Here is a 19,404-nt window from a genome sequence, read left to right as displayed (position 1 = left end):
CGGTGTCAGATCACCCGGTCGCCGCTCTTCCACACGCCGTGGGTGAGCGGCACGCCCGGCCGGTAGGCGAGGTGGGTGATCGACGGCGCGTCCAGGACGTGCAGGTCAGCACGGGCACCGACGCGGATCACGCCGATGTCGTCACGCCGCAGCGCCCGCGCGCCACCCAGCGTCGCCGCCCGGACGGCCTCCTCGACGCTCATGAACATCTGGAGAACCGCCGTGGTCACGCAGAACGCCATCGACGAGGTGTAGGACGAGCCGGGGTTGCAGTTGCTGGCCAGCGCGACCGTCGCACCCGCGTCGAGCAGCGCGCGGGCGGGCGGCAGCGACTGGCGGGTGGAGAGATCGCAGGCCGGCAGCAGCGTGGCGACGGTGTCCGACGAAGCCAGCGCGTCGACGTCGGCCGACGACAGGTAGGTGCAGTGGTCGACGGACGCGGCGCCGAGCTCGACGGCCAGCCGCACGCCGGGGCCCTCGCCGAGCTGGTTGCCGTGCACGCGCAGGCCCAGCCCCTTCTGAGCGGCCGCGGTCAGCACGGCCTTCGACTGGTCGTAGTCGAAGGCGCCCTTCTCGCAGAACACGTCGGCCCAGCGCACCAGCGGTGCCACCGCGTCGAGCATCTCGCCGCGCACCAGGTCGACGTAGGTGTCGGCGTCCTCGCCCGGCGGCACCAGGTGGGCGCCGAGGAACGTGACCTCCTCGACGTGCTCGCCGGCGATCCGGGCCGACCGCACCTCGTCCCGCACGTTCAGGCCGTAACCGGTCTTGGTCTCCAGGGAGGTGGTGCCCTGCCGCAACGCCTCCGCGACGTGCTTGCGCACGACCTCGGACAGCTGCTCGTCGGACGCACCGCGGGTCGCACCGACCGTGACCGCGATACCGCCCGCCGTGTACGGCTCGCCGGCCATCCGCGCACCGAACTCGGCGGTGCGGTCGCCCGCGAAGACCAGGTGGGTGTGCGAGTCGACCCAGCCCGGCAGCACCGCCCGGCCCTCGACGTCGACCCGCTCGTCCGCCGCGGGCGCCTGCGCCGCCGGCCCGACCCAGGCGATCCGGTCGCCGTCGACGACCAGCGCGTCGCCGGTCTCGTCGGTGTTGGTGGTGAGCTCACCGATGCCGGTGATCAGCACGCTCATGCCCACAGCTCCTCGATCGCGTCCGCCAGCAGCCTGCCGACGTCTCCCAGGGTCTCGTGCCCGCCGCCGCTCGCGACCACCTTGCCGCCGACCACCACGGTGGCCACGTCGGACGCCGTCGCGGACAGGAAGACCTGCTCCGGCAACGATCCCGCGGTGCGCGGCGACGAGCAGTCGATGGCAACCAGGTCGCACGGAGCACCGACTTCGATGCGGCCGCCGTCCCAGCCGAGCGCGGAGTGCCGGGTGGCGGCGTCACGCAGCTCGGCGGGTGAGAACCGGCCACGTTGCCCGGTGCGCAGGCGTTCGCCGTGCTCCAGCGCGCGGGCCTCCAGCAGCGGGTCGACCACCGCGTGCTGGTCGCTGCCCAGCGACAGCGGGCTGCCCGCGTCGGCGAGCTCGCGGCGGGCCGATGCCGTCGGCCAGGTCGGCCTCGGTGGTCGGGCAGAAGCACGCTCCCGTCCCGGACCCGCCGAGCAGGGCGATGTCCTCCGCCGTGAGGTGGGTGGCGTGCACGGCGGTGGTGCGCGGGCCCAGCGCTCCCGCTTCGGCCAGCAACGCGGTCGGCGTCAGGCCGTAGGCGTCGAGGCACGCCTGGTTCTCGGCGGGCTGCTCGGAGAGGTGCACGTGCAGCGGCGCGTCCGGGAACGCCTGCGCCACCGTGGCGAGCTCGGCCCGCGGCACCGCGCGGACCGAGTGGATCGCTGCACCGACCCGCATCACGTCGTCGGACTTCAGCTCGGCCACGCGGGCCGCCCACGCCTCGGCCGTGCCGTCGGAGAACCGCTGCTGCACCTCGTTCACCGGCTGGTCGATGCCACCCGCGAGGTAGCAGGTGTCGAGCAGGGTCAGCCGGATGCCCGCGTCCGCGGCCGCTTCTCGCAATGCGTGGCCGAACTCGTTGGAGCGGTCGTGGACGTAGTGGAACTCGCCGACCGCGGTGACCCCGGCCAGCGCCATCTCGCCGTAGACCGCGCGGGCCAGCCGGTGGTACGACTGCGGGGTCAGCTTCGACGCCAGCGCGTACATGCCTTCACGCCATGTCCAGAACGTGCCGCCGCCGTCGTGCGTGCGGCCGCGCAACGCCCGGTGGAACGCGTGCGAGTGGGCGTTCGCGAAGCCGGGCACGACGACGCCGTGCAGCCGCCGCACCCCCAGCGGAATGGTGTCCACCGTGGACACGGTCGTGATCCGCCCCGCCTCGGTCCTGATCAGCACGCGTTCGGCGAGCCCGTCGGGCAGCCAGGCCCGCTCGCACCAGAAGTTCATGAGCCGAGGTGTTCGATCGTGGCGGCCAGGGCCTTGACGCCCTCGTCGACGTCGGCCTGCTCGGCGAACTCCTCCGGCGCGTGGCTCACGCCCGTCGGGTTGCGCACGAACAGCATCGCCGTCGGCACGTGCGCGGCGAGGATGCCCGCGTCGTGGCCCGCACCCGTGGGCAGCGCCGGCACGCCGCCGAGCGCGCCCGCGATGTCGTCCCGCAGCCCGGAGTCGAAGTACACCGTGTCGCCGTAGGACTCCTCGGTCATCCTCAGCTCGCAGCCCTCCTCCTCGGCGGCCTGCCGAGCCGCCTCCGCGATCTCGGCGACCATCGCACGAGTGCGTTCGTCGTCGGAGTCGCGGGCGTCCAGCCACACGTCCACAGTGGACGCGATGACGTTGGTGCCACCGGGGTTGGGGACGAGCCTCCCCACGGTCGCCCGTCCTCCACCGCGAGCCGCTCTCCGCGCCGCCAGCACCAGCTGCGCGGCCGGCAGCATCGGGTCGCGCCGGTCCTCGACCAGCGTGGCACCGGCGTGGTTGCCCTCGCCCGCGAACGTGAACCGCCACCGGCCGTGGGCGAGGATGCTCGAAGCGACGCCGACGGGCACGGTGAGGCCACGGCCCTGCTCGACGTGCAGCTCCACGAACTGGCCGATGCGCTCCAACGCCCGGTCGTCGCGGCCCACCAGAGCCGGGTCGTAGCCGGCCGCCTTCATCGCCTCCGCCAGGGTGACGCCGTCCGGGTCCTTGAGCGCCAACGCCTTCTCCGGCGCGATGGCACCGGTCAGCAGCCGCGAGCCCAGGCACGCGACGCCGAACCGGCCACCCTCCTCCTCGGCGAAGACCGTGATCGCGAACGGCCGAGCGGGCTCGAAGCCCTTGGCCCGCAGCAGGTCCACGGCCTCCAGCGCCGACGTCACGCCCAGCGGACCGTCGAAGGCACCGCCACCGGGAACGGAGTCCAGGTGGCTGCCGGTGACGAGCGCGTCGTCGCCGCGCTCGCCCCACCACGCCCAGAGGTTGCCGTTCCGGTCGGTCTCCACGGTGAGACCGCGCCGGACCGCCTGCTCCACGAACCAGTGCCGCAGCTCCAGCTCTGGCTTGTCGTAGCCGTGGCGCGAGTAGCCGCCGCGCTTGGCGTCACGGCCGACGTCGCTGATCTGCTCCAGCATCAGGCCCCCACGCTCACGCAGGGGTCCCCTCCAGAGAGGTCCCCTGATTCAATTGTCCCAGCGAGGTCTGACAATTTTCAGCCCTCCATCGGCCTGTGCAGCATTGGGATGGGGACGCCCTTGTCCGCGGCCACCGTCTTCGCCTCGTCGTACCCCGCGTCCACGTGCCGGATCACACCCATGCCGGGGTCGTTGGTCAGCACGCGTTCGATCTTCTGCGCGGCCAGCTCGGTGCCGTCCGCCACGGTCACCTGGCCGGCGTGGATCGACCGGCCGATGCCCACGCCACCACCGTGGTGGATCGACACCCAGGTCGCACCCGAGGCCGTGTTGACCAGCGCGTTCAGCAGCGGCCAGTCGGCGATCGCGTCGGAGCCGTCGGCCATCGACTCGGTCTCCCGGTACGGCGAGGCCACCGAGCCGCAGTCGAGGTGGTCGCGGCCGATCACGATCGGCGCGGACAGCTCGCCGTTCGCGACCATCTCGTTGAACTTCAGGCCCGCGAGGTGCCGTTCGCCGTAGCCCAGCCAGCAGATGCGGGCGGGCAGGCCCTGGAACTCGACGCGCTCCCCCGCCATCTTGATCCAGCGGGCCAGCTGCTCGTTCTCCGGGAAGAGCTCCAGGATCGCCTTGTCGGTCTTGGCGATGTCGGCCGGGTCGCCGGACAGCGCCGCCCAGCGGAACGGGCCCTTGCCCTCGCAGAACAGCGGCCGGATGTAGGCGGGCACGAAGCCGGGGAACGCGAACGCCCGGTCGTAGCCGCCGAGCTGGGCCTCGCCGCGGATCGAGTTGCCGTAGTCGAACACCTCGGCGCCGCGGTCCATGAACCCGACCATCGCCTCGACGTGGTCGGCCATCGACTCGCGGGCACGGTCGGTGAACTCGTCCGGCTTCGCGGCCGCGTAGTCCTGCCACTCGTCCAGCGGAACGCCGACCGGCAGGTACGCCAGCGGGTCGTGCGCCGAGGTCTGGTCGGTGACGATGTCGACGGGGACCTCACGGCGCAGCAGCTCCGGCAGGATCTCCGCCGCGTTGCCCACGACACCGACGGAGACGGCCTCACCGGCGGCCTTCGCGGCCAGCACGCGTTCGACCGCGGAGTCCAGGTCGTCCGCGATCTCGTCGAGGTAGCGGGTCTCCAGCCGCCGCTGGGCGCGGTGCGGGTCGACCTCGATGCACAGCGCGACGCCCTCGTTCATCGTCACGGCGAGCGGTTGCGCGCCCCCCATGCCGCCGAGGCCCGCGGTGACCGTGAGGGTTCCGCGAAGGGTGCCGTTGAAGCGCTTGGTCGCGACCGCGGCGAACGTCTCGAAGGTGCCCTGCAGGATGCCCTGGGTGCCGATGTAGATCCACGACCCGGCGGTCATCTGCCCGTACATCGTGAGGCCCTCGGCCTCCAGCCGGCGGAACTCGGGCCAGTTCGCCCAGTCCGGCACCAGGTTCGAGTTCGCGATCAGCACCCGCGGCGCCCACTCGTGCGTGCGCATGACACCGACCGGACGGCCGGACTGCACCAGCAGCGTCTCGTCGGCCTCGAGGTTCTTCAGCTCACGGGAGATCGCCTCGAACGACGGCCAGTCGCGCGCGGCCTTGCCGGTGCCGCCGTAGACGACCAGGTCCTCGGGGCGCTCGGCCACGTCGGGGTCGAGGTTGTTGTGGAACATCCGCAGCGCGGCCTCGGTCGACCACTGCTTGGCGGTCAGCTCGGTTCCTCGATCGGCACGAACGGTGGTCATGACAGTGCTCCACTTCGGATGAGGGCCTCGGCGGCGGCGATCTCGGGCGCGAGGTGGCGGTCGGGGCCGGGCCCCTGCACCGTCTCGCGCAGCTTCGCCACGGCCGCGGCCGTCGCGGGGCGGGCTTGAGGGGCGCGCGCAGGTCGAGCGCCCGCGCGGCGGTGAGCAGCTCGACGGCCAGCACGGTGGTGAGCCCGTCGACGGCCTTGCGCAGCTTGCGGGCGGCGGACCAGCCCATCGACACGTGGTCCTCCTGCATCGCCGAGGACGGGATCGAGTCGACGGAGGCGGGCACGGCCAGGCGCTTGAGCTCGGAGACGATCGCCGCCTGGGTGTACTGGGCGATCATGTGGCCGGAGTCGACACCGGGGTCGTCGGCGAGGAACGGCGGCAGGCCGTGCGACCGCGAGACGTCGAGCATCCGGTCGGTGCGGCGCTCGGCGATCGAGGCCACGTCCGCGAGCGGGATGGCCAGGAAGTCCAGCACGTACGCGACGGGCGCGCCGTGGAAGTTGCCGTTGGACTCGACCCTGCCGTCGGCCAGCACCACCGGGTTGTCGATCACCGACGACAGCTCGCGGTCGGCCACCGTCGCCGCGTACGCCACGGTGTCGCGGGCCGCGCCGTGCACCTGCGGCGAGCAGCGCAGCGAGTACGCGTCCTGCACGCGGGTGCAGTCGGGGCCGCGGTGCGAGGCGACGATCTCGGAGTCGCGCAGGAAGGCGAGCATCCGGGCGGCGCTGACGTTCTGGCCGGGATGCGGGCGCAGCGCGTGCAGCTCCGGTTCGAAGACGCGGTCGGTGCCGAGCAGCGCCTCCACGCTCATCGCGGCGGTGAGGTCGGCGACGTCGAGCAACCGGCTGAAGTCGGCGATCGCGAGCGACAGCATGCCGAGCATGCCGTCGGTGCCGTTGATCAGCGCGAGGCCTTCCTTCTCGGCCAGCTGCACGGGTTCGATGCCGGCGGCCCGCAGCGCCTCGGCCGCGGGGACGAGCTCTCCGGCGGCGTTGCGGACCATGCCCTCGCCCATCAGCGCCAACGCGCTCGCGCTCAGCGGCGCGAGGTCACCCGAGCAGCCCAGTGAGCCGAACTCGTGCACCACCGGGGTGATGCCGGCGTTCAGCATCCCGGCCATCGCGTCCACGGTGGACAGCCGGACGCCGGTGTGGCCGGTGGCGAGGGTCCGCAGCCGCAGCAGCATCAACGCCCGCACGACCTCGCGCTCGACCTCGGGGCCGGACCCGGCGGCGTGCGAGCGGATCAGCGAGCGCTGCAGCTGGGCGCGGCGGTCCGGCGGGATGTGCCGGACGGCGAGCGCGCCGAACCCGGTCGAGACGCCGTAGGTGGGGCGTTCGGCCGTGGCGAGCTGCTCGATGTGACCGCGGGCGGTGGTGACCGCCTCGCGGGCCGCCTCGGTGATCGTCACCGGGGCACCGTCGCGGGCGACGGCGTGGACGTCGTCGAGGGTCAGCGGCTTCGGACCCAGCTCCACCGGTTGTGTCATGCAGACATCACAGCGCTCCGGGGCCGGCTCAGCGACCCCGGAGCGCCCGATGGTGTCTGGGACTCCAGACGGCTACAACCCGCGGCCGATCCAGCTCGTGTCAGGAGAGGGCGCGAGCTGGACCTTGTTCGCCAGGTCGACGAGCTTCTCCTGCGGCACGGCACCGATGACGGTCACCCACACGGACCCGTCCAGCACGGCGACCCGCCCCTCCTCGGTCACGCCCTGCTTGCCGCGCACCGTGATCGGCGACCCGGTCACACCCGGCGTGCGGGTCCCGACCTGCACCGAGACGTCGTCGTGGAACAGGTGCGCCCCCCAGTCGCCTGGCGAGCTGCCCCACACCTGGTTCGCCTCGTGACCGTCGAGCGTGAACAACGGTTCCTGCACGATCTTGGCGTCCGCGCGCACCGACTCGGCCACCCGCAGCGCGTCCTGCCGCACGTCCGCGGTGCCGCGAACGAGGACGCTCAGCCAGTCCTGCGCCTCCCAGACCACCTCGGCGGTGGGACCGGGCGACTGGCCCTGGAAGGTGTGCACCCACGCCCTGAGCCCGCGGACGGTCACCTCGTCCCAGCCCGCGGTGTCCGGCTTGCCCTTCGACTTGAGGATCCTGGTCAGCGGGCCGCCGTCGGTGAACGGGTAGCCCTGCGCCCCGGCCGGGACGTACGCCCGCTCGCTGTCGAGCAGACCCCGGTAGACCTCGGCGTAGCCGGCCGGCAGCCAGTGCGGCGCGTACTTGAGCGGAAGCCTCGACGTGGTCTGGTCACCACCGAGCACGGCGGCCGCGTCGGTGCTGCTCGGCGGGGTGTACCGGTCGCTCGCGACGAGTCCCGTGAAGATCAGGACGGCGGCCGCGGCGACTCCGGCGGTGGCGATGAGGAAGACGTTGCGGTGCCTTTTGCGCTTGCGGCGCACGGCGTTCAACGTCGGCCCTGGGTGGGGGGTGCGTTCGGCGAGCTTGCCGAGCGCCTCCTTGATCAGCTGTTCGGTGTCGTTCACGACAGGCCCTCCCCGAGCCGCGACCCGACACCAGCGGGTTGCGGCGTGTGTTCCAGGCGGAGTGTGGCCAGCGCACGCGAGATGTGGCTGCGCACGGTTCCCTCGGCACAACCGAGCATCTGTGCGATCTCCGAGTCCTCGTAGTTCTCGTAGTAGCGGAGTACCACGGCCGCCCGCTGTTTGCGGGGCAGCTTGGCGATCCGCTGCAACATGGCTTCGCGCTCGTCGTAGTGGTGCGTGGTGTCCCCGACGGGCGGTGTGACGGACTCCAGGGTGGTCGTGCAGAGGGCGACGTCCTTGGCGGCCCTGCGTCTGCGCCACGAGAGGTACTCGTTGGTCACCATGCGCTTGACGTAGGCGTGAGGGAGGTCGACTGAACCGATGCGGTCCCACTTCTGCTGCGCGCGCAGCAGCACTTCCTGGACCACGTCCTGGGCCAGGTGCGGGTCGCACGTGAGCACGGTGGCGTAGCGCAGCAACGGGGTCACCTGTTCTGCCACGAAGTCATCGAAACTCGGTGTCAATCCCGACCCCCTTCAAAACCGTCACGCTCGTTCAACGCACCAGCGGCCCGTTCTGTTGAGTGTGCACTGATGGCGGAACGGCGTGGGCTGGATCACGTGGGAAAATCACCGTTGTGGGCACCAGCAGTGACGTTCCCGCCCTGCGGCGAGGGCTCGCCGTCCTGCGCCTGCTCGCCGGTCGGCCCGGCCCCGTGTCCGCGGCATCGGTGGCGCGCGAGCTGAACCTGCCCAGGTCAACGACCTACCACCTGCTCTCGGAGCTGACCGAGGCCGGCTTCGCGACGCACTTCCCCGAGGAGAAGCGCTACGGCCTGGGCGTCGCCTCCTTCGAGCTCGGCTCCGCCTACCTGCGGCACGACCCGCTCGAACGGCTGGCCCGGCCGTTGCTGCGCAAGCTCGCCGACCGGATGGAGAAGGTCGCCCATCTGGGTGTCCTGCACGGCTCGGAGGCCCTGTACCTGGTCCGCGAACAACCGCGGCAGCCGCAGTCGATCGTCTCCGACGTGGGCGTCCGCCTGCCCGCACACCTGACCGCCTCCGGCCGCGCGATGCTGGCCCACCTGCCGCCGGCGCAGGTCAGGGCGGTGTTCCCGTCGGTGGCGGCGTTCGTCGACCGCACCGGCCGGGGCCCGCACAACCTGCCGGCGCTGCGCCGGTTGCTGACGGTCGAACGGCGGCAGGGCTGGGCGGTCGAGGACGGGTACGTGACCGCCGGGTTCGCCTCGGTGGCGGCACCGGTGTTCGACCACGGCGAGCGGCCGATCGCGGCGATCACGCTGACGTTCCGCCACCTGTGCGACACGCCGTGCGGGCAGACGTGGCCGGACCTGGCCAAGGAGGTGCGCAAGGCGGCCGAGGACCTGACCTTGCGGATCGGTGGTCACGTGGCGCCGAACCAGTAACCGGTACGTCGTGCTGGTCGGCACGCTGGAGGTCGTCGCCGCGATCGCCGCCTGGGCAACCCACCACAGCCTCGTCCAGTCGGGCCACATGGGCTGGTGGGGCCAGCGCCGTTGCCGTTAGTCTCGCCGCGTGAAGCGACAGCCGCGGATTCCAGCCAATGTGCTGCTGGTCGCGTTGTCGGGTGCCATCACTGCGAGCGCCAACACGATCGTGCTCATCGTCATGACCTTGTTCGGAACAGCTCCCTCGAACGCTTTGTGCGTGCTGCGCCGATAGGCCTGCCCGCCCTTGTCGACCTGTCGACCGGGGAACCGGGTTGGGCTGTGTGTGGCTGAACAAGGGCACACCAAGGGCATGGCCATCCGGTGATCCGGAAGTCTCCGAGGAGCCCGGACATGCACGTCCTCGCCTTCTTGCAGTACCTCCTGCTCTACGCAGCTCCCCTCACCGACCGGCCAGCGGTGTCGTTGCCCGGCTCGTTCGCCGGCCCGGTGGCCATCAGGGCCGGAATCGCACTGATGTCGTGCCTGGTCGGCATCATCGTGGCGTTGGTAGCCGGCATCCTGGTCAAGCGCTCTCAGCGGTTGAGCATGGCAATACTTGCTGGAGGCGGTGCTTTCGTCGCCACGACGACGCTCTGCCTCCTGATCTCCACCTTCGTGCTGTCCCGGTGACAGCGAGGGGCGGGCACCCGGAGGTGCCCGCCCCTCGACAAGCCGAGCGAGGTCAGAGGCCGACCGAGGCCAGCCACTCCTTGGCCACCTTGTCCGGCTCCGGCTTCTCCGGCGCCGCCAGCTTCGCGTTCAGGTCCAGCAGCGTCTTCGTGTCGAGCTTCTTCGAGATGGCGTTGAGGATCCCGCGCACCTGCTCCGACGCCTTCTTCTCGTTGATCAGCGGCAGCACGTTCTGCGCCGCGAAGACGCTCTTCGGGTCCTCCAGCGCCACGAACTCGTTGGTCGTGATCGCGGTGTCGGTGGTGAACAGGTCGGCGGCCTGCACCGTGCCGTCCTTCAGGCCCGCGACGGTGACCGGGCCGCCGACGTCGAGCGCCTTGAAGGACTTGAACTCGCAGTTGTACTTCTCCTTCAGGCCGGGCAGGCCGTCGGGGCGGGTCTGGAACTCCGGCGGGCCGCCGAAGACCATGTCCTTGCAGTACGGCACGAGGTCGTCGATCGACTTGAGGCTGTACTGGGAGGCGGTCTGCTTGGTGACGACGACCGCGTCCTTGTCCTCGGCCGCGGACTTGTCGAGCACGATGAGGCCCTGCGGCAGCGCCTTCTTGAGCGCCGCGTAGACCTCTTCGGAGCCGACCTCCGGCGCGGTCTTGTTGACGTGCTTGAGGAGCACGCCGGTGTACTCCGGGATCAGGTCGATCGAGCCGTCCTGGACGCCCTTGAAGTACAGCTCGCGGTTGCCGATGTTGAGCTTCTTGGAGACCTTGACGCCCTTGGCGGACAGGGCTTCCGCGTAGATCTCGGCGAGCAGGCGCGACTCCGGGAAGTTGCCGGAGCCCACGACGATGGTGTCCGTCGGTGCCGGGTTGTCGGCGCCTCCACCCGACAGCGGGTCACCACCGCACGCCGACAGGAGCATGACCGCAGCAACAGCCGTGGCGATGCGCTTCATTTCTTTCCTCCGGTTCCCACTGGACGCAGCCCTGGCGAGACCGTCAGCCGTTGCAGGCCGGCGAACGCCAGGTCGACGAGAACGGCGAGCAGTGCCACGAGCACCGCGCCGGCGAGCATCTGTCCGAACTCCTGCAGGGCGAGGCCGTCGAAGACGAACCTGCCCAGACCGCCGGCGCCGGTGTAGGCGGCGATGGTGGCGGTGGCGACGACCTGGAGCGCGGCGCCCCGGAAACCGCCGTAGATCAAGGGAAGCGCGTTGGGGACCTCCACCCGCAGCAGCACGCCGGTCTCGCGCATGCCGACGCCGCGCGCCGCGTCGACGGTCACCGGGTCGACCGCCCTGATGCCCGCGTAGGTGCCGGCCATGATCGGCGGGATCGCCAGCAGCACCAGCGCGACGTACACCGGGAAGTCGCCGAGACCCGCCCACAGCACCACGAGGATCAGCACCGCCGTCGTCGGCAGCGCCCGCAACGCGTTGGACAGTCCGACGACCAGGAACCCGCCGCGGCCGGTGTGGCCGACGAACGCGCCCAGCGGCACCGCGATCGCCGCGGCGATCAGCAGCGTGCCGAACGTGAAGCCGACGTGTTCGGCCAGCCGCACCGGGATCCCGGTCTCACCGCTCCAGTGCGCGGGGTCGAAGAGCCAGCCCACCGGTCACCTCCCCACCCGTGCCCACGGCGTGAGCAACCGGCCGCCGAGCAGCAGCAACCCGTCCGCGAGCACCGCCAGCACCACCGTGCCGATGAGGCCCGCGACCACCTTCTCGGTGTGGTCGTTCTGGTAGCCCTCGGTGAACAGCTGGCCGTACCCGCCGAGGCCGACGAGCGCGCCGACGCTGACCATGCTGATGTTCGAGACCGTCGCGACCCGCAGGCCCGCGACCGTGACCGGCAGCGCCAGCGGGAACTCGACGGTGAGGAAACGGCGGAAAGGCCGGTAGCCCATCGCGTTCGCCGCCGCCACCACGTTGCCCGGCACCGCGGCGAGCGCGTCGGCGACCGAGCGGACCATCAGCGCCACCGTGTAGACCACGAGCGGCACGATGACGTTGATCTCGTCCAGGATCTGCACGCCGAGCAGCACCGGGGTGATCACGATCAGCGCGATCGACGGGATCGTGAACAAGATGTTGGCGAGCGGGAACAGCACCGCGCGCGCCGTGCCCGACCGGCTGGCCCACCACCCGAGCGGGATCGAGAGCACGAAGCCGATCACCACCGGCAGCAGCGCGAGCCGGACGTGAACCTCCGTGACTTCCCAGAACTTCTCCCAGTTCTCGAAAATCCAGTTCACTTGGGGACCTCACCCGCCGCGCGGGCCTTCGCGAGCGCCTTGATCACGTCGTCGGCCTTCACGACGCCGATCACGGCGCCGTTCTCGTCGATCGTGACGCCGAGGGCGGACGGCGAGCTGAGCGCCGCGTCGAGCGCACTGCGCAACGTGCCGCCGTCGTAGAGGGAACCGCCGGAGATCAGGTGGTCCTCGCCCACCTCGACCTCACCGTCCACACCGGACAGCCAGCCCTTCGGCCGGTTCTGCTCGTCGACGACGAGCGTCCAGTCCGTGATGGTGACGCGCTCGCCGAGCTTGGCGGTGGCGACGGGGTGCACGGGCACGTCCGCGTGCAGGAAGGTCAGGGTGCGGTAGCCGCGGTCCCTGCCGACGAACGACGCCACGAAGTCGTTGGCGGGCGCGCTGAGCAGCTCGGTCGGCCGCGCGTACTGCGCGAGGTGGCCGCCGGTCTGGAACACCGCGACCCGCTCGCCGAGCTTGAGCGCCTCGTCGATGTCGTGGGTGACGAAGACGATGGTCTTGTCGAGCTCCGCCTGCAGCCGCAGGAGCTCGTTCTGCAGGTCCTCGCGCACGACCGGGTCGACGGCGCTGAAGGGTTCGTCCATCAACAGCACCGGCGGGTCCGCGGCGAGCGCGCGCGCGACGCCGACGCGCTGCTGCTGCCCGCCGGAGAGCTGTGCCGGGTACCGCTTGCCGAAGCTCGGGTCCAGCCCGACGATCTCCAGCAGCTCCGCGGCGCGCGTGCGGGCCTTGCGTCTGTCCCAACCGGACAGCAGCGGCACCGTGGCGACGTTGTCCAGCACCGTGCGGTGCGGGAAGAGACCGGCCTGCTGGATGACGTAGCCGATGCCGCGCCGCAGCGTCGGCGGGTCGACCGTGAGCACGTCCCGGCCGTCCACCAGGATCGTGCCCTCGGTGGGGTCGATCATGCGGTTGACCATGCGCAGCGACGTCGTCTTGCCACATCCGGAAGGACCGACGAACACCGTGATGGTGCCCGCCTCGACCGCGAGGTCGAGCTGATCGACAGCGATGGTCCCGTCCTCGAACCGCTTGGTGACGGCCCGGAACTCGATCACCCTTCGGATCCCTCCGGTCGTGACGGTCTCCCCGGTTCGGACCGCCCTGGACGTAGATCTCCACGACCTTAACTCGTTCGGCGTACCCCGGCACAGCGTTCCAGGATGTGGCAGGCCGTATGGTCTACCGCTTGTGACGATCGACCAGGTGCGCTCGCTGCTGTCCGACCGCGGCGTGCACGCGCGCAAGCTCCGCGAGGTGTTGTCCCTGCTCAGCCAGGACTGGCACCCCCTGGCAGAACTGGTGCGCCTGCCCGCGGTCCCCCGCCGCACCGTCCAGGACCTGCTCAAGGCCCTCGGTGACGACGCCGAATCTTCAGGTGATCGTTACCGCATCGCGCCCGGACTCGTTCCCGCCTACCGCGAGGCCTTCGCGGTGTCGGGTGTGCGTGACCACACCGACGTGCTGCGCCAGATCCTCGTGGACATCGCCGACGTGCCACCGCCCCTGTCCTCGTTGGACCACGTGCAGGCGACCGCGGAGACCGCTCTCAACCGCGCGGTGCACCTGGACTCGGTGTACGACCTGGCGGGCAAGCACCTGCTGTGCCTGGGCGACCACGACCTGACCTCACTCGCCGTCGCCGCCCTCAACCCGTCGGTGTCCATCACGGTCGTGGACCTCGACGAGCGCCTGCTGGAGTTCATCGACTCGCGCGCCCGTTCTCGCGGCCTCGACATCCGAACCTTGCACTGCGACATGCGTTTCGGCCTGCCCACGTCGGTTCTGGAGTCCGCCGACCTCGTCTTCTCCGACCCGCCCTACTCGGCGGAGGGCATGGCCCTGTTCGCCGGCCGCGCGATCGAGGCGCTGGCCGACATCGCCTCCGGACGTGTGCTGCTCGCCTACGGCTTCTCCGACCGCACCCCCGCCCTGGGCCTGAAGGTCCAGCAGGAACTGCAGAAGCTCGGCCTGGTCTTCGAGGCGGTCCTGCCCGCCTTCCACCGCTTCGACGGCGCGCAGGCCATCGGTTCGGCCGCCGACCTGTACGTGTGCCGCCCCACGGGTCGCCGCGCGGTCTCCGGTGGCACCCGCATCTACACCCACGGCGCGCAGTCCGTGGAGTCGTCGGGTCCTTCGCGCGAGGCCCTTGCCGCTCTGTCCGAACTGGCACCACGACCCGAGTCCTCGCCCCCGCCGAAGCCCCGCGGCGCCGGGTGGGCGGAGCCGGTCGGGAAGGGCGCCGCGTCACTGGCCGTCGACCTGTCGGCGGATCCGGGGCCGTGGTTGCTGCGGACGTTGCTGGCGTCGTCGCCCGCCCGGCTGGCGTGCCTGGTGCCGAACAACCACCCGGCGGTGTCGTCGGCGGCCGGGCAGCAGGAGCTGCAGTCGTTGGTGGGCACGCGGTTCAGCCTGAAATTCCTGCGCAACAACCCAGATTCCAAGACGACGATCGTCGTTGCCGATCAGGTCTTGCACGGCTCGCTGTCGCTCGGGGACCGGGTGGTGCGCGAGGTGCTGATGAAGGCGCACGGCAGGCTGCGCAACGCGTGGCGGGAGGCGTTGATCACGGCTTCGCAGGGCGTGCTGACGAAGCGGCAGGCGGCCGAGATCGTGGACAACGCCGCGGCGGAGTCGGAGGACCTGGAGCTGCGGTTGATCGACCTGCCGAAGCACCGGATCGCGGCGTTGCTGCCGGAGGTGTCAGCCAGCGCGCGGTATGTGGAGCGGCCAGAAAGCTAGTATCGTTTGGTGGCATTCGATGCGCGGGTCTTCCAGATCTTGATCGCCTCGCCCGGTGACGTGCCGGACGAACGCAGGATCATCAGCGAGGTCATCCACGACTGGAACTACCTCAACGCCACCGAGAAGAGCATCGTGCTGTTGCCGCTGCGCTACGAGACGCACGCGACACTGGAGTTGAACGAACCCACGCAGGACCGGATCAACTGGCAGGTCGTCGACCACTGCGACATGGCCGTCGGTGTGTTCTGGACCAGGTTGGGCACACCGACCGGGCGGGCGGAGAGCGGTACGGCGGAGGAGATCCAGCGGGTCGGCGACGCGGGCAAGCCGGTGATGCTCTACTTCTCCAGGGCGAAGGTCGACCTGGAAGAGGTCGACCTCGGCGAGTACGCCCGCTTGAAGGAGTTCAAGCAGCGGACCTACACCCAAGGTCTGGTCGACGGGTATGCGACCACCGACGAGTTCCGTGACAAGTTCGCCCGCCACCTGGCGCTGAAGGTGCGGGAGCTCGTGGCGCGGGACGCCGACGACGAGAACCGCGACACCGACCTGCGGCAGCACACCGGGTTGCAGCTGCGGCTCGCGGAGGGAGATCCGCTCGTCCCGCTGGCGGAGAACGCCGTGGTCGAGGTGGAGCAGGTCACCTGCCCGGACTTCCAGCACGTCCCCGATGACCACTTCGAACTGGTCCACGAGCGCGTGACCAAGCACTCGCACCGGCCGTTCCGGCTCGCGCTGATCAACGATGACGGCGAGGGCCTTCAGCACCTCCACCTGGACATCGTCGTCACGGCCGACCACGACGACGACCAGCTCCTCGTCGCCAACAGCTCCAACTCCCCCGCGAGCTCACCCGCGCGGGAACAGAACACGAGCATCCAGGCCGGTTCCATCAGCGTTGTGAACATCTACGAGCCGTCGCGCGACTACTTCGTCCTGGTGCGGCGGGAAGGCGGCGACAGCTGGACGATGGAACTCGATCTGCCGGTCGTGCACGCGGGCCGCACGGTGAGCTCGCGCAACGAGTTCTGGCTCGACGTGACCAGGTCGCGGACGGTAGTCCTGGACTGCACCGCCTACTCGTCGAGCTCGGCACCGTTCACCATGCGGACCGCGGTGGAGATCAGGCTCACCCAGCGGACGATGTCCTGGCAGGAGATCGTCGCCGAGGCCCAGGCCGGCTAACCCGCCCGAGGGATGTGCAGCGGCCCGAGAGCTAGCACCGCCCGGAACTCCTTCGGCGGCACCGGCCTCGAGAACAACCACCCCTGGTACGCGTCCACCCCGACCCCGCGCAGCACGTGGAACTGCGTCGCCGTCTCCACCCCTTCGGCCACGCACTTGCGTCCCATCGCCCGCGCCATGTCCACCACGGCGCGGGCGACGGCGAAGTCGGAGGAGTCGTTGCCCACGCCCGAGACGAAGCGGCGGTCCACCTTGATGATCTGCGCCGGCAGGTCCTTCAGGCGGGCCAGCGACGAGTAGCCGGTGCCGAAGTCGTCCACGGCGAACTGCACCCCGCGCTGCACGAGCTCGTCCATCGACTGGCGGACGCGCGAGGGGAGGTCGACGAAGGCCGTCTCGACCAGTTCCAGGACGACGCGTTCCCAGGGGACGCCGGACTCCAGGATCGCGGTCGACACGATGTCCACGAACTCCGGGTCGCCCGGCACCAGGCCCGCCAGGTTCACGGCCACCGACACCGGGCGGCCGTCAGGGGCGGGCCAGGTCGCGGCCTCCTTCAGCGCCGTGCGCAGGACCCAGCGGTCGAGCTCGCGCATCAGGTCGCCCTGTTCGGCGACCGGCAGGAAGACGTCCGGTGGCAGCAGGCCGCGGTCCGGGTGTGGCCAGCGCACCAGGGCTTCGGCGGTCAGCACGGAACCGTCGACGCCGACGACCGGCTGGAAGTGCAGGGCCAGTCCGTCGTGTTGCAAAGCTTCGCGCAGCTGGCCTTCCAAATGCACCTGGCGGTCAGCGGAAGCGATCAATGCGGCCGAGGCGAGAGAAACGCGGCCCGCGCCGTTGCGTTTGGCCTCGAACATTGCAGCGTCGGCGAAGCGGAGCAAATCCGCGCCATTCGCGCGGGAGCCGTTCGGGACCGCCGCGCCAATCGAAGCGGAAACGCGGACGAGCTGTCCGTGCACCGGAACCGCGGTCCGCAGAAGTGAGGCGACGCGCGTCGCCAATGCGTCGACACCGCCGACGGAGTCGATGTCGTCGCAGATGATCACGTATTCGTCACCGGACAAACGCGCGGCCGTGCAGCCGTCGGGAAGGCCGCCTTCCAACCGCCGGGCCAATGCCACCAGCAGCTCGTCGCCGGCGTCGTGGCCCAGCGAGTCGTTGACGCGCTTGAAGTTGTCGATGTCGCAGAAGAAGACGGCGACCTTGGAGCGGCCGGGGCCGTCCAGCAGCTTGCCGAGCATCTCCTTCACCAGGGCGCGGTTGGGCAGGCCGGTCAGCTCGTCGTGGGTGGCCTGGTGGCGCAGCGCCTCGGCGGTGCGCCGGCGTTCGGTGATGTCGAGGAACACGATCAGCCAGAAGCGGCGGCCGTCGTCCTGCACGGACAACGCGATGTGCAGCTCGCAGTAGACCTTCTCGCCGTCGGGGCGCACGAGGATGCGCTGCGGGATCTTCTGCGTGCGTTCGGCGGCCCACTGCAGGCCGGGTGAGGTGTCCTCGGGGTGGGTGAGCTGCTCCGCCGTCATGCCGCGCAGCTGTTCGAGCTCCATGCCGAGCAGGTCGCACAACGCGTCGTTGGCGTCGACGAGCCGTTCGCCCTCGTCGAACAGGCCGATGCCGACCGGGGTGACCGAGACCAGGTCGGTGAAGCGCTGCGAGGAACGCTTCATGCGCGCCTCGGCGGCACGCTGCTCGGTGACGTCCTGGGCGGTGCCGACGGCGAGCTGCTGGCCGTGGTTGTCGCGGACGATCATGCCGTGGCAGCGGAAGACGCGGGTCTGGCCGTCGCGCCGGACGAGGCGGTGCTCGCACTGGACGGGGACCTCGTCGCGGGAGAGCTGGCGCCACAGGTCGTCGACCCAGCCGCGGTCCTCGGGGTGGATCAGGTCGAGGTAGGTCTCGTAGCGGCTGCTCGCGTCCTCGGGCAGGCCGTAGAGCTCGCGCAGCATGTCCGACCACACGGTCTCGTCGGTCGCCGGGTTCCACTCCCACGTGCCCAGCCGCGCGGCCTGCTGGGCGTCGGCCAGTCTGCGGCGGTCGTCGCGCATCTGGCGTTCCAGCGCGCGGGCCTCGGTGACGTCCTGGATCGTGCCGTGGAAGCGCTCGATCCGGCCGAACGAGGAGATCTCGGCGCGGGCGCGGCAGATGTAGACGCGGTCGCCGAACTCGCTGCGGACCTCGACCTCGACCGGGTCGTTGTCCTGCGCGTGCAGCAGCTGGTGGCGCAGGTCGGTGACGGCCTGGCGGTCGTCCGGGTGCACGCCGCAGAGCAGGTCGTCGTCCGGGGTCATGCCCAGCTCGGCGTACATCTCCAGCAGCACCTCGCTGCGGTGCACGGCGCGGGTGCCGGTCTCGTAGGCCCAGCTGCCGACGCGGGCGATGCGCTGGGCCTCGAGCAGCCGCGCGCGTTCCTGGGCGAGCTCGGTGGCGGCGCGCTTCGACTCGGTGATGTCGCGGATGTAGCCGGTGATCTTGTCGAGCCGGCCCTCGTCGGTCAGCCGGGCCTCGGCGACGCCGCGGATCCACCGCAGCTGGCCGTCCGGGCGGACGATCCGGTACTCGATGTCTATCGGGTCGCCGGTGATCTCGCGGCCCTGCCAGTACGACTCGACCATGTCGTAGTCGTCGGGGTGCACCACGTCCAGCACGGCCTGGGCACCGGGCACGACCTTGCCGCGCGTGATGCCCAGCAGCTCGTAGTGGGTGTCGGACCACACCGTCAGGCCGGTCTCCGGGTCGTACTCCCACGACCCGAGCTGGGCGACCCGCTGGACCTTGCGCAGCCGTCTTTGTTCGTCACGCAGCGCGTCGGCGGCAGCGGAGAGGTCGGAGACGTCGATCAGCAGGACGGCCTGCAGGCCCGTGCCGGGAACCGCGTGCCTGGCCACCCGCACCGGCAGCTGGGTGCCGTCCGCGCGGGCCAGCCGCAGGTCGGACTGGTCGCCGAGCAGGAGCTCACCGAGCGGGTGCCCGACCAGGTCGTCGGCACCCTGCGCACCGGCCAGCTCGACGGCGGCCGGGTTCGCCTGCATGACGACGCCCTTGGCGTCCACCAGCAACGACGGCGCGTCGGGCAGGGTCAGGCCGTCCAGCGTCACCGGAGGCTTGCCCGCGCGCTGCCCCGTGGCCTGTGCCGAATCCTGACCCGTGTCCTGACCCGTGTTCTGGGCAGCACCATTTCTGGCACGGCCGTTGACCAGCGTCGCGCGTCCTACCCACTTGGGCACCGGCCCACCCTCTCCCGCATCCGCCGCCCGCGGCTGTTCGGGCGGGCACGACAACGGCA

At 70.8% G+C, this 19,404-nt stretch carries 15 protein-coding genes and 2 pseudogenes; 5 read left to right on the top strand and 12 right to left on the bottom strand.

Features of this window, described 5'->3' with window-relative positions:
• Window positions 1-5: 5 nt before the first annotated feature.
• The 7 genes and pseudogenes from hutI to BBK82_RS19610 form a co-directional block, all read right to left on the bottom strand.
• A complete protein-coding gene (gene hutI / locus BBK82_RS19640) occupies window positions 6-1,139 on the bottom strand; it encodes an imidazolonepropionase (protein ID WP_065921198.1) in 1,134 nt (377 codons plus the stop codon).
• Window positions 1,136-2,408 (bottom strand): annotated as a pseudogene (locus tag BBK82_RS19635) (formimidoylglutamate deiminase). Before BBK82_RS19635 ends, hutI begins: the two are co-directional and overlap by 4 nt.
• Entirely contained in the window at window positions 2,405-3,574 is a 1,170-nt protein-coding gene (locus tag BBK82_RS19630) for an allantoate amidohydrolase (protein ID WP_065916298.1), read from the bottom strand. The pseudogene BBK82_RS19635 and the gene BBK82_RS19630 overlap by 4 nt, the downstream one beginning before the upstream one ends.
• Before the next feature lie 77 nt (window positions 3,575-3,651).
• A complete protein-coding gene (hutU, locus tag BBK82_RS19625) occupies window positions 3,652-5,310 on the bottom strand; it encodes a urocanate hydratase (protein WP_065916297.1) in 1,659 nt (552 codons plus the stop codon).
• Window positions 5,307-6,814: pseudogene (gene hutH, locus BBK82_RS19620) on the bottom strand (histidine ammonia-lyase). Before hutH ends, hutU begins: the two are co-directional and overlap by 4 nt.
• Window positions 6,815-6,886: 72 nt before the next feature.
• Complete coding sequence (locus BBK82_RS19615; protein WP_065916296.1) at window positions 6,887-7,816, bottom strand: hypothetical protein; 930 nt, start codon at window positions 7,814-7,816, stop codon at window positions 6,887-6,889.
• Window positions 7,813-8,340: a SigE family RNA polymerase sigma factor gene (locus tag BBK82_RS19610; protein WP_065916295.1), complete on the bottom strand. Its 528-nt coding sequence runs from the start codon at window positions 8,338-8,340 to the stop codon at window positions 7,813-7,815. The genes BBK82_RS19615 and BBK82_RS19610 overlap by 4 nt, the downstream gene beginning before the upstream one ends.
• 113 nt (window positions 8,341-8,453) lie before the next feature.
• On the opposite strand from BBK82_RS19610, the gene BBK82_RS19605 reads away from it, so the two are divergent.
• The 3 genes from BBK82_RS19605 to BBK82_RS19600 all read left to right on the top strand — a co-directional run bounded on the left by BBK82_RS19605 (window position 8,454) and on the right by BBK82_RS19600 (window position 9,917).
• The gene (locus BBK82_RS19605) at window positions 8,454-9,242 is read left to right on the top strand and encodes an IclR family transcriptional regulator (protein WP_065916294.1); all 789 of its coding nucleotides are present in this window, start codon (window positions 8,454-8,456) and stop codon (window positions 9,240-9,242) included.
• 130 nt (window positions 9,243-9,372) lie between these two features.
• Window positions 9,373-9,519 (top strand): hypothetical protein, encoded by a 147-nt coding sequence (locus tag BBK82_RS50365; RefSeq protein WP_154697390.1) that lies wholly within the window; start codon window positions 9,373-9,375, stop codon window positions 9,517-9,519.
• 119 nt (window positions 9,520-9,638) lie between these two features.
• Window positions 9,639-9,917: a hypothetical protein gene (locus tag BBK82_RS19600; protein WP_065916293.1), complete on the top strand. Its 279-nt coding sequence runs from the start codon at window positions 9,639-9,641 to the stop codon at window positions 9,915-9,917.
• 52 nt (window positions 9,918-9,969) lie between these two features.
• Here BBK82_RS19600 and BBK82_RS19595 read toward each other — a convergent pair whose 3' ends face one another.
• The 4 genes from BBK82_RS19595 to BBK82_RS19580 are packed head-to-tail and all read right to left on the bottom strand — an operon-like array spanning window position 9,970 to window position 13,249.
• Complete coding sequence (locus tag BBK82_RS19595) at window positions 9,970-10,869, bottom strand: ABC transporter substrate-binding protein (RefSeq protein WP_065916292.1); 900 nt, start codon at window positions 10,867-10,869, stop codon at window positions 9,970-9,972.
• On the bottom strand, window positions 10,866-11,528 hold the full coding sequence (locus tag BBK82_RS19590; protein ID WP_065916291.1) for an ABC transporter permease: 663 nt from the start codon (window positions 11,526-11,528) through the stop codon (window positions 10,866-10,868). The genes BBK82_RS19595 and BBK82_RS19590 overlap by 4 nt, the downstream gene beginning before the upstream one ends.
• Window positions 11,529-11,531: 3 nt before the next feature.
• Window positions 11,532-12,170, bottom strand: a complete 639-nt coding sequence (locus tag BBK82_RS19585; protein WP_065916290.1) for an ABC transporter permease — start codon at window positions 12,168-12,170, stop codon at window positions 11,532-11,534.
• Window positions 12,167-13,249, bottom strand: a complete 1,083-nt coding sequence (locus BBK82_RS19580; protein ID WP_065916289.1) for an ABC transporter ATP-binding protein — start codon at window positions 13,247-13,249, stop codon at window positions 12,167-12,169. Before BBK82_RS19580 ends, BBK82_RS19585 begins: the two co-directional genes overlap by 4 nt.
• Before the next feature lie 133 nt (window positions 13,250-13,382).
• Here BBK82_RS19580 and BBK82_RS19575 point away from each other — a divergent pair, with 133 nt between their 5' ends.
• Together BBK82_RS19575 and BBK82_RS19570 are read left to right on the top strand one after the other, a co-directional pair.
• Window positions 13,383-14,933: a bis-aminopropyl spermidine synthase family protein gene (locus BBK82_RS19575; protein WP_065916288.1), complete on the top strand. Its 1,551-nt coding sequence runs from the start codon at window positions 13,383-13,385 to the stop codon at window positions 14,931-14,933.
• A 9-nt stretch (window positions 14,934-14,942) separates the two neighbouring features.
• Window positions 14,943-16,121: a hypothetical protein gene (locus BBK82_RS19570; protein ID WP_065916287.1), complete on the top strand. Its 1,179-nt coding sequence runs from the start codon at window positions 14,943-14,945 to the stop codon at window positions 16,119-16,121.
• On the opposite strand, the gene BBK82_RS19565 is transcribed toward BBK82_RS19570, so the two are convergent.
• Complete coding sequence (locus BBK82_RS19565) at window positions 16,118-19,345, bottom strand: bifunctional diguanylate cyclase/phosphodiesterase (RefSeq protein WP_237048271.1); 3,228 nt, start codon at window positions 19,343-19,345, stop codon at window positions 16,118-16,120. The two genes, BBK82_RS19570 and BBK82_RS19565, sit on opposite strands and share 4 nt — an antisense overlap.
• Window positions 19,346-19,404 lie beyond the last annotated feature (59 nt).

Origin of the sequence: Lentzea guizhouensis (assembly GCF_001701025.1) — a bacterium.
Taxonomy (GTDB): Bacteria; Actinomycetota; Actinomycetes; order Mycobacteriales; family Pseudonocardiaceae; genus Lentzea; species Lentzea guizhouensis.
This window is presented reverse-complemented; position numbering and strand designations above follow the sequence as displayed.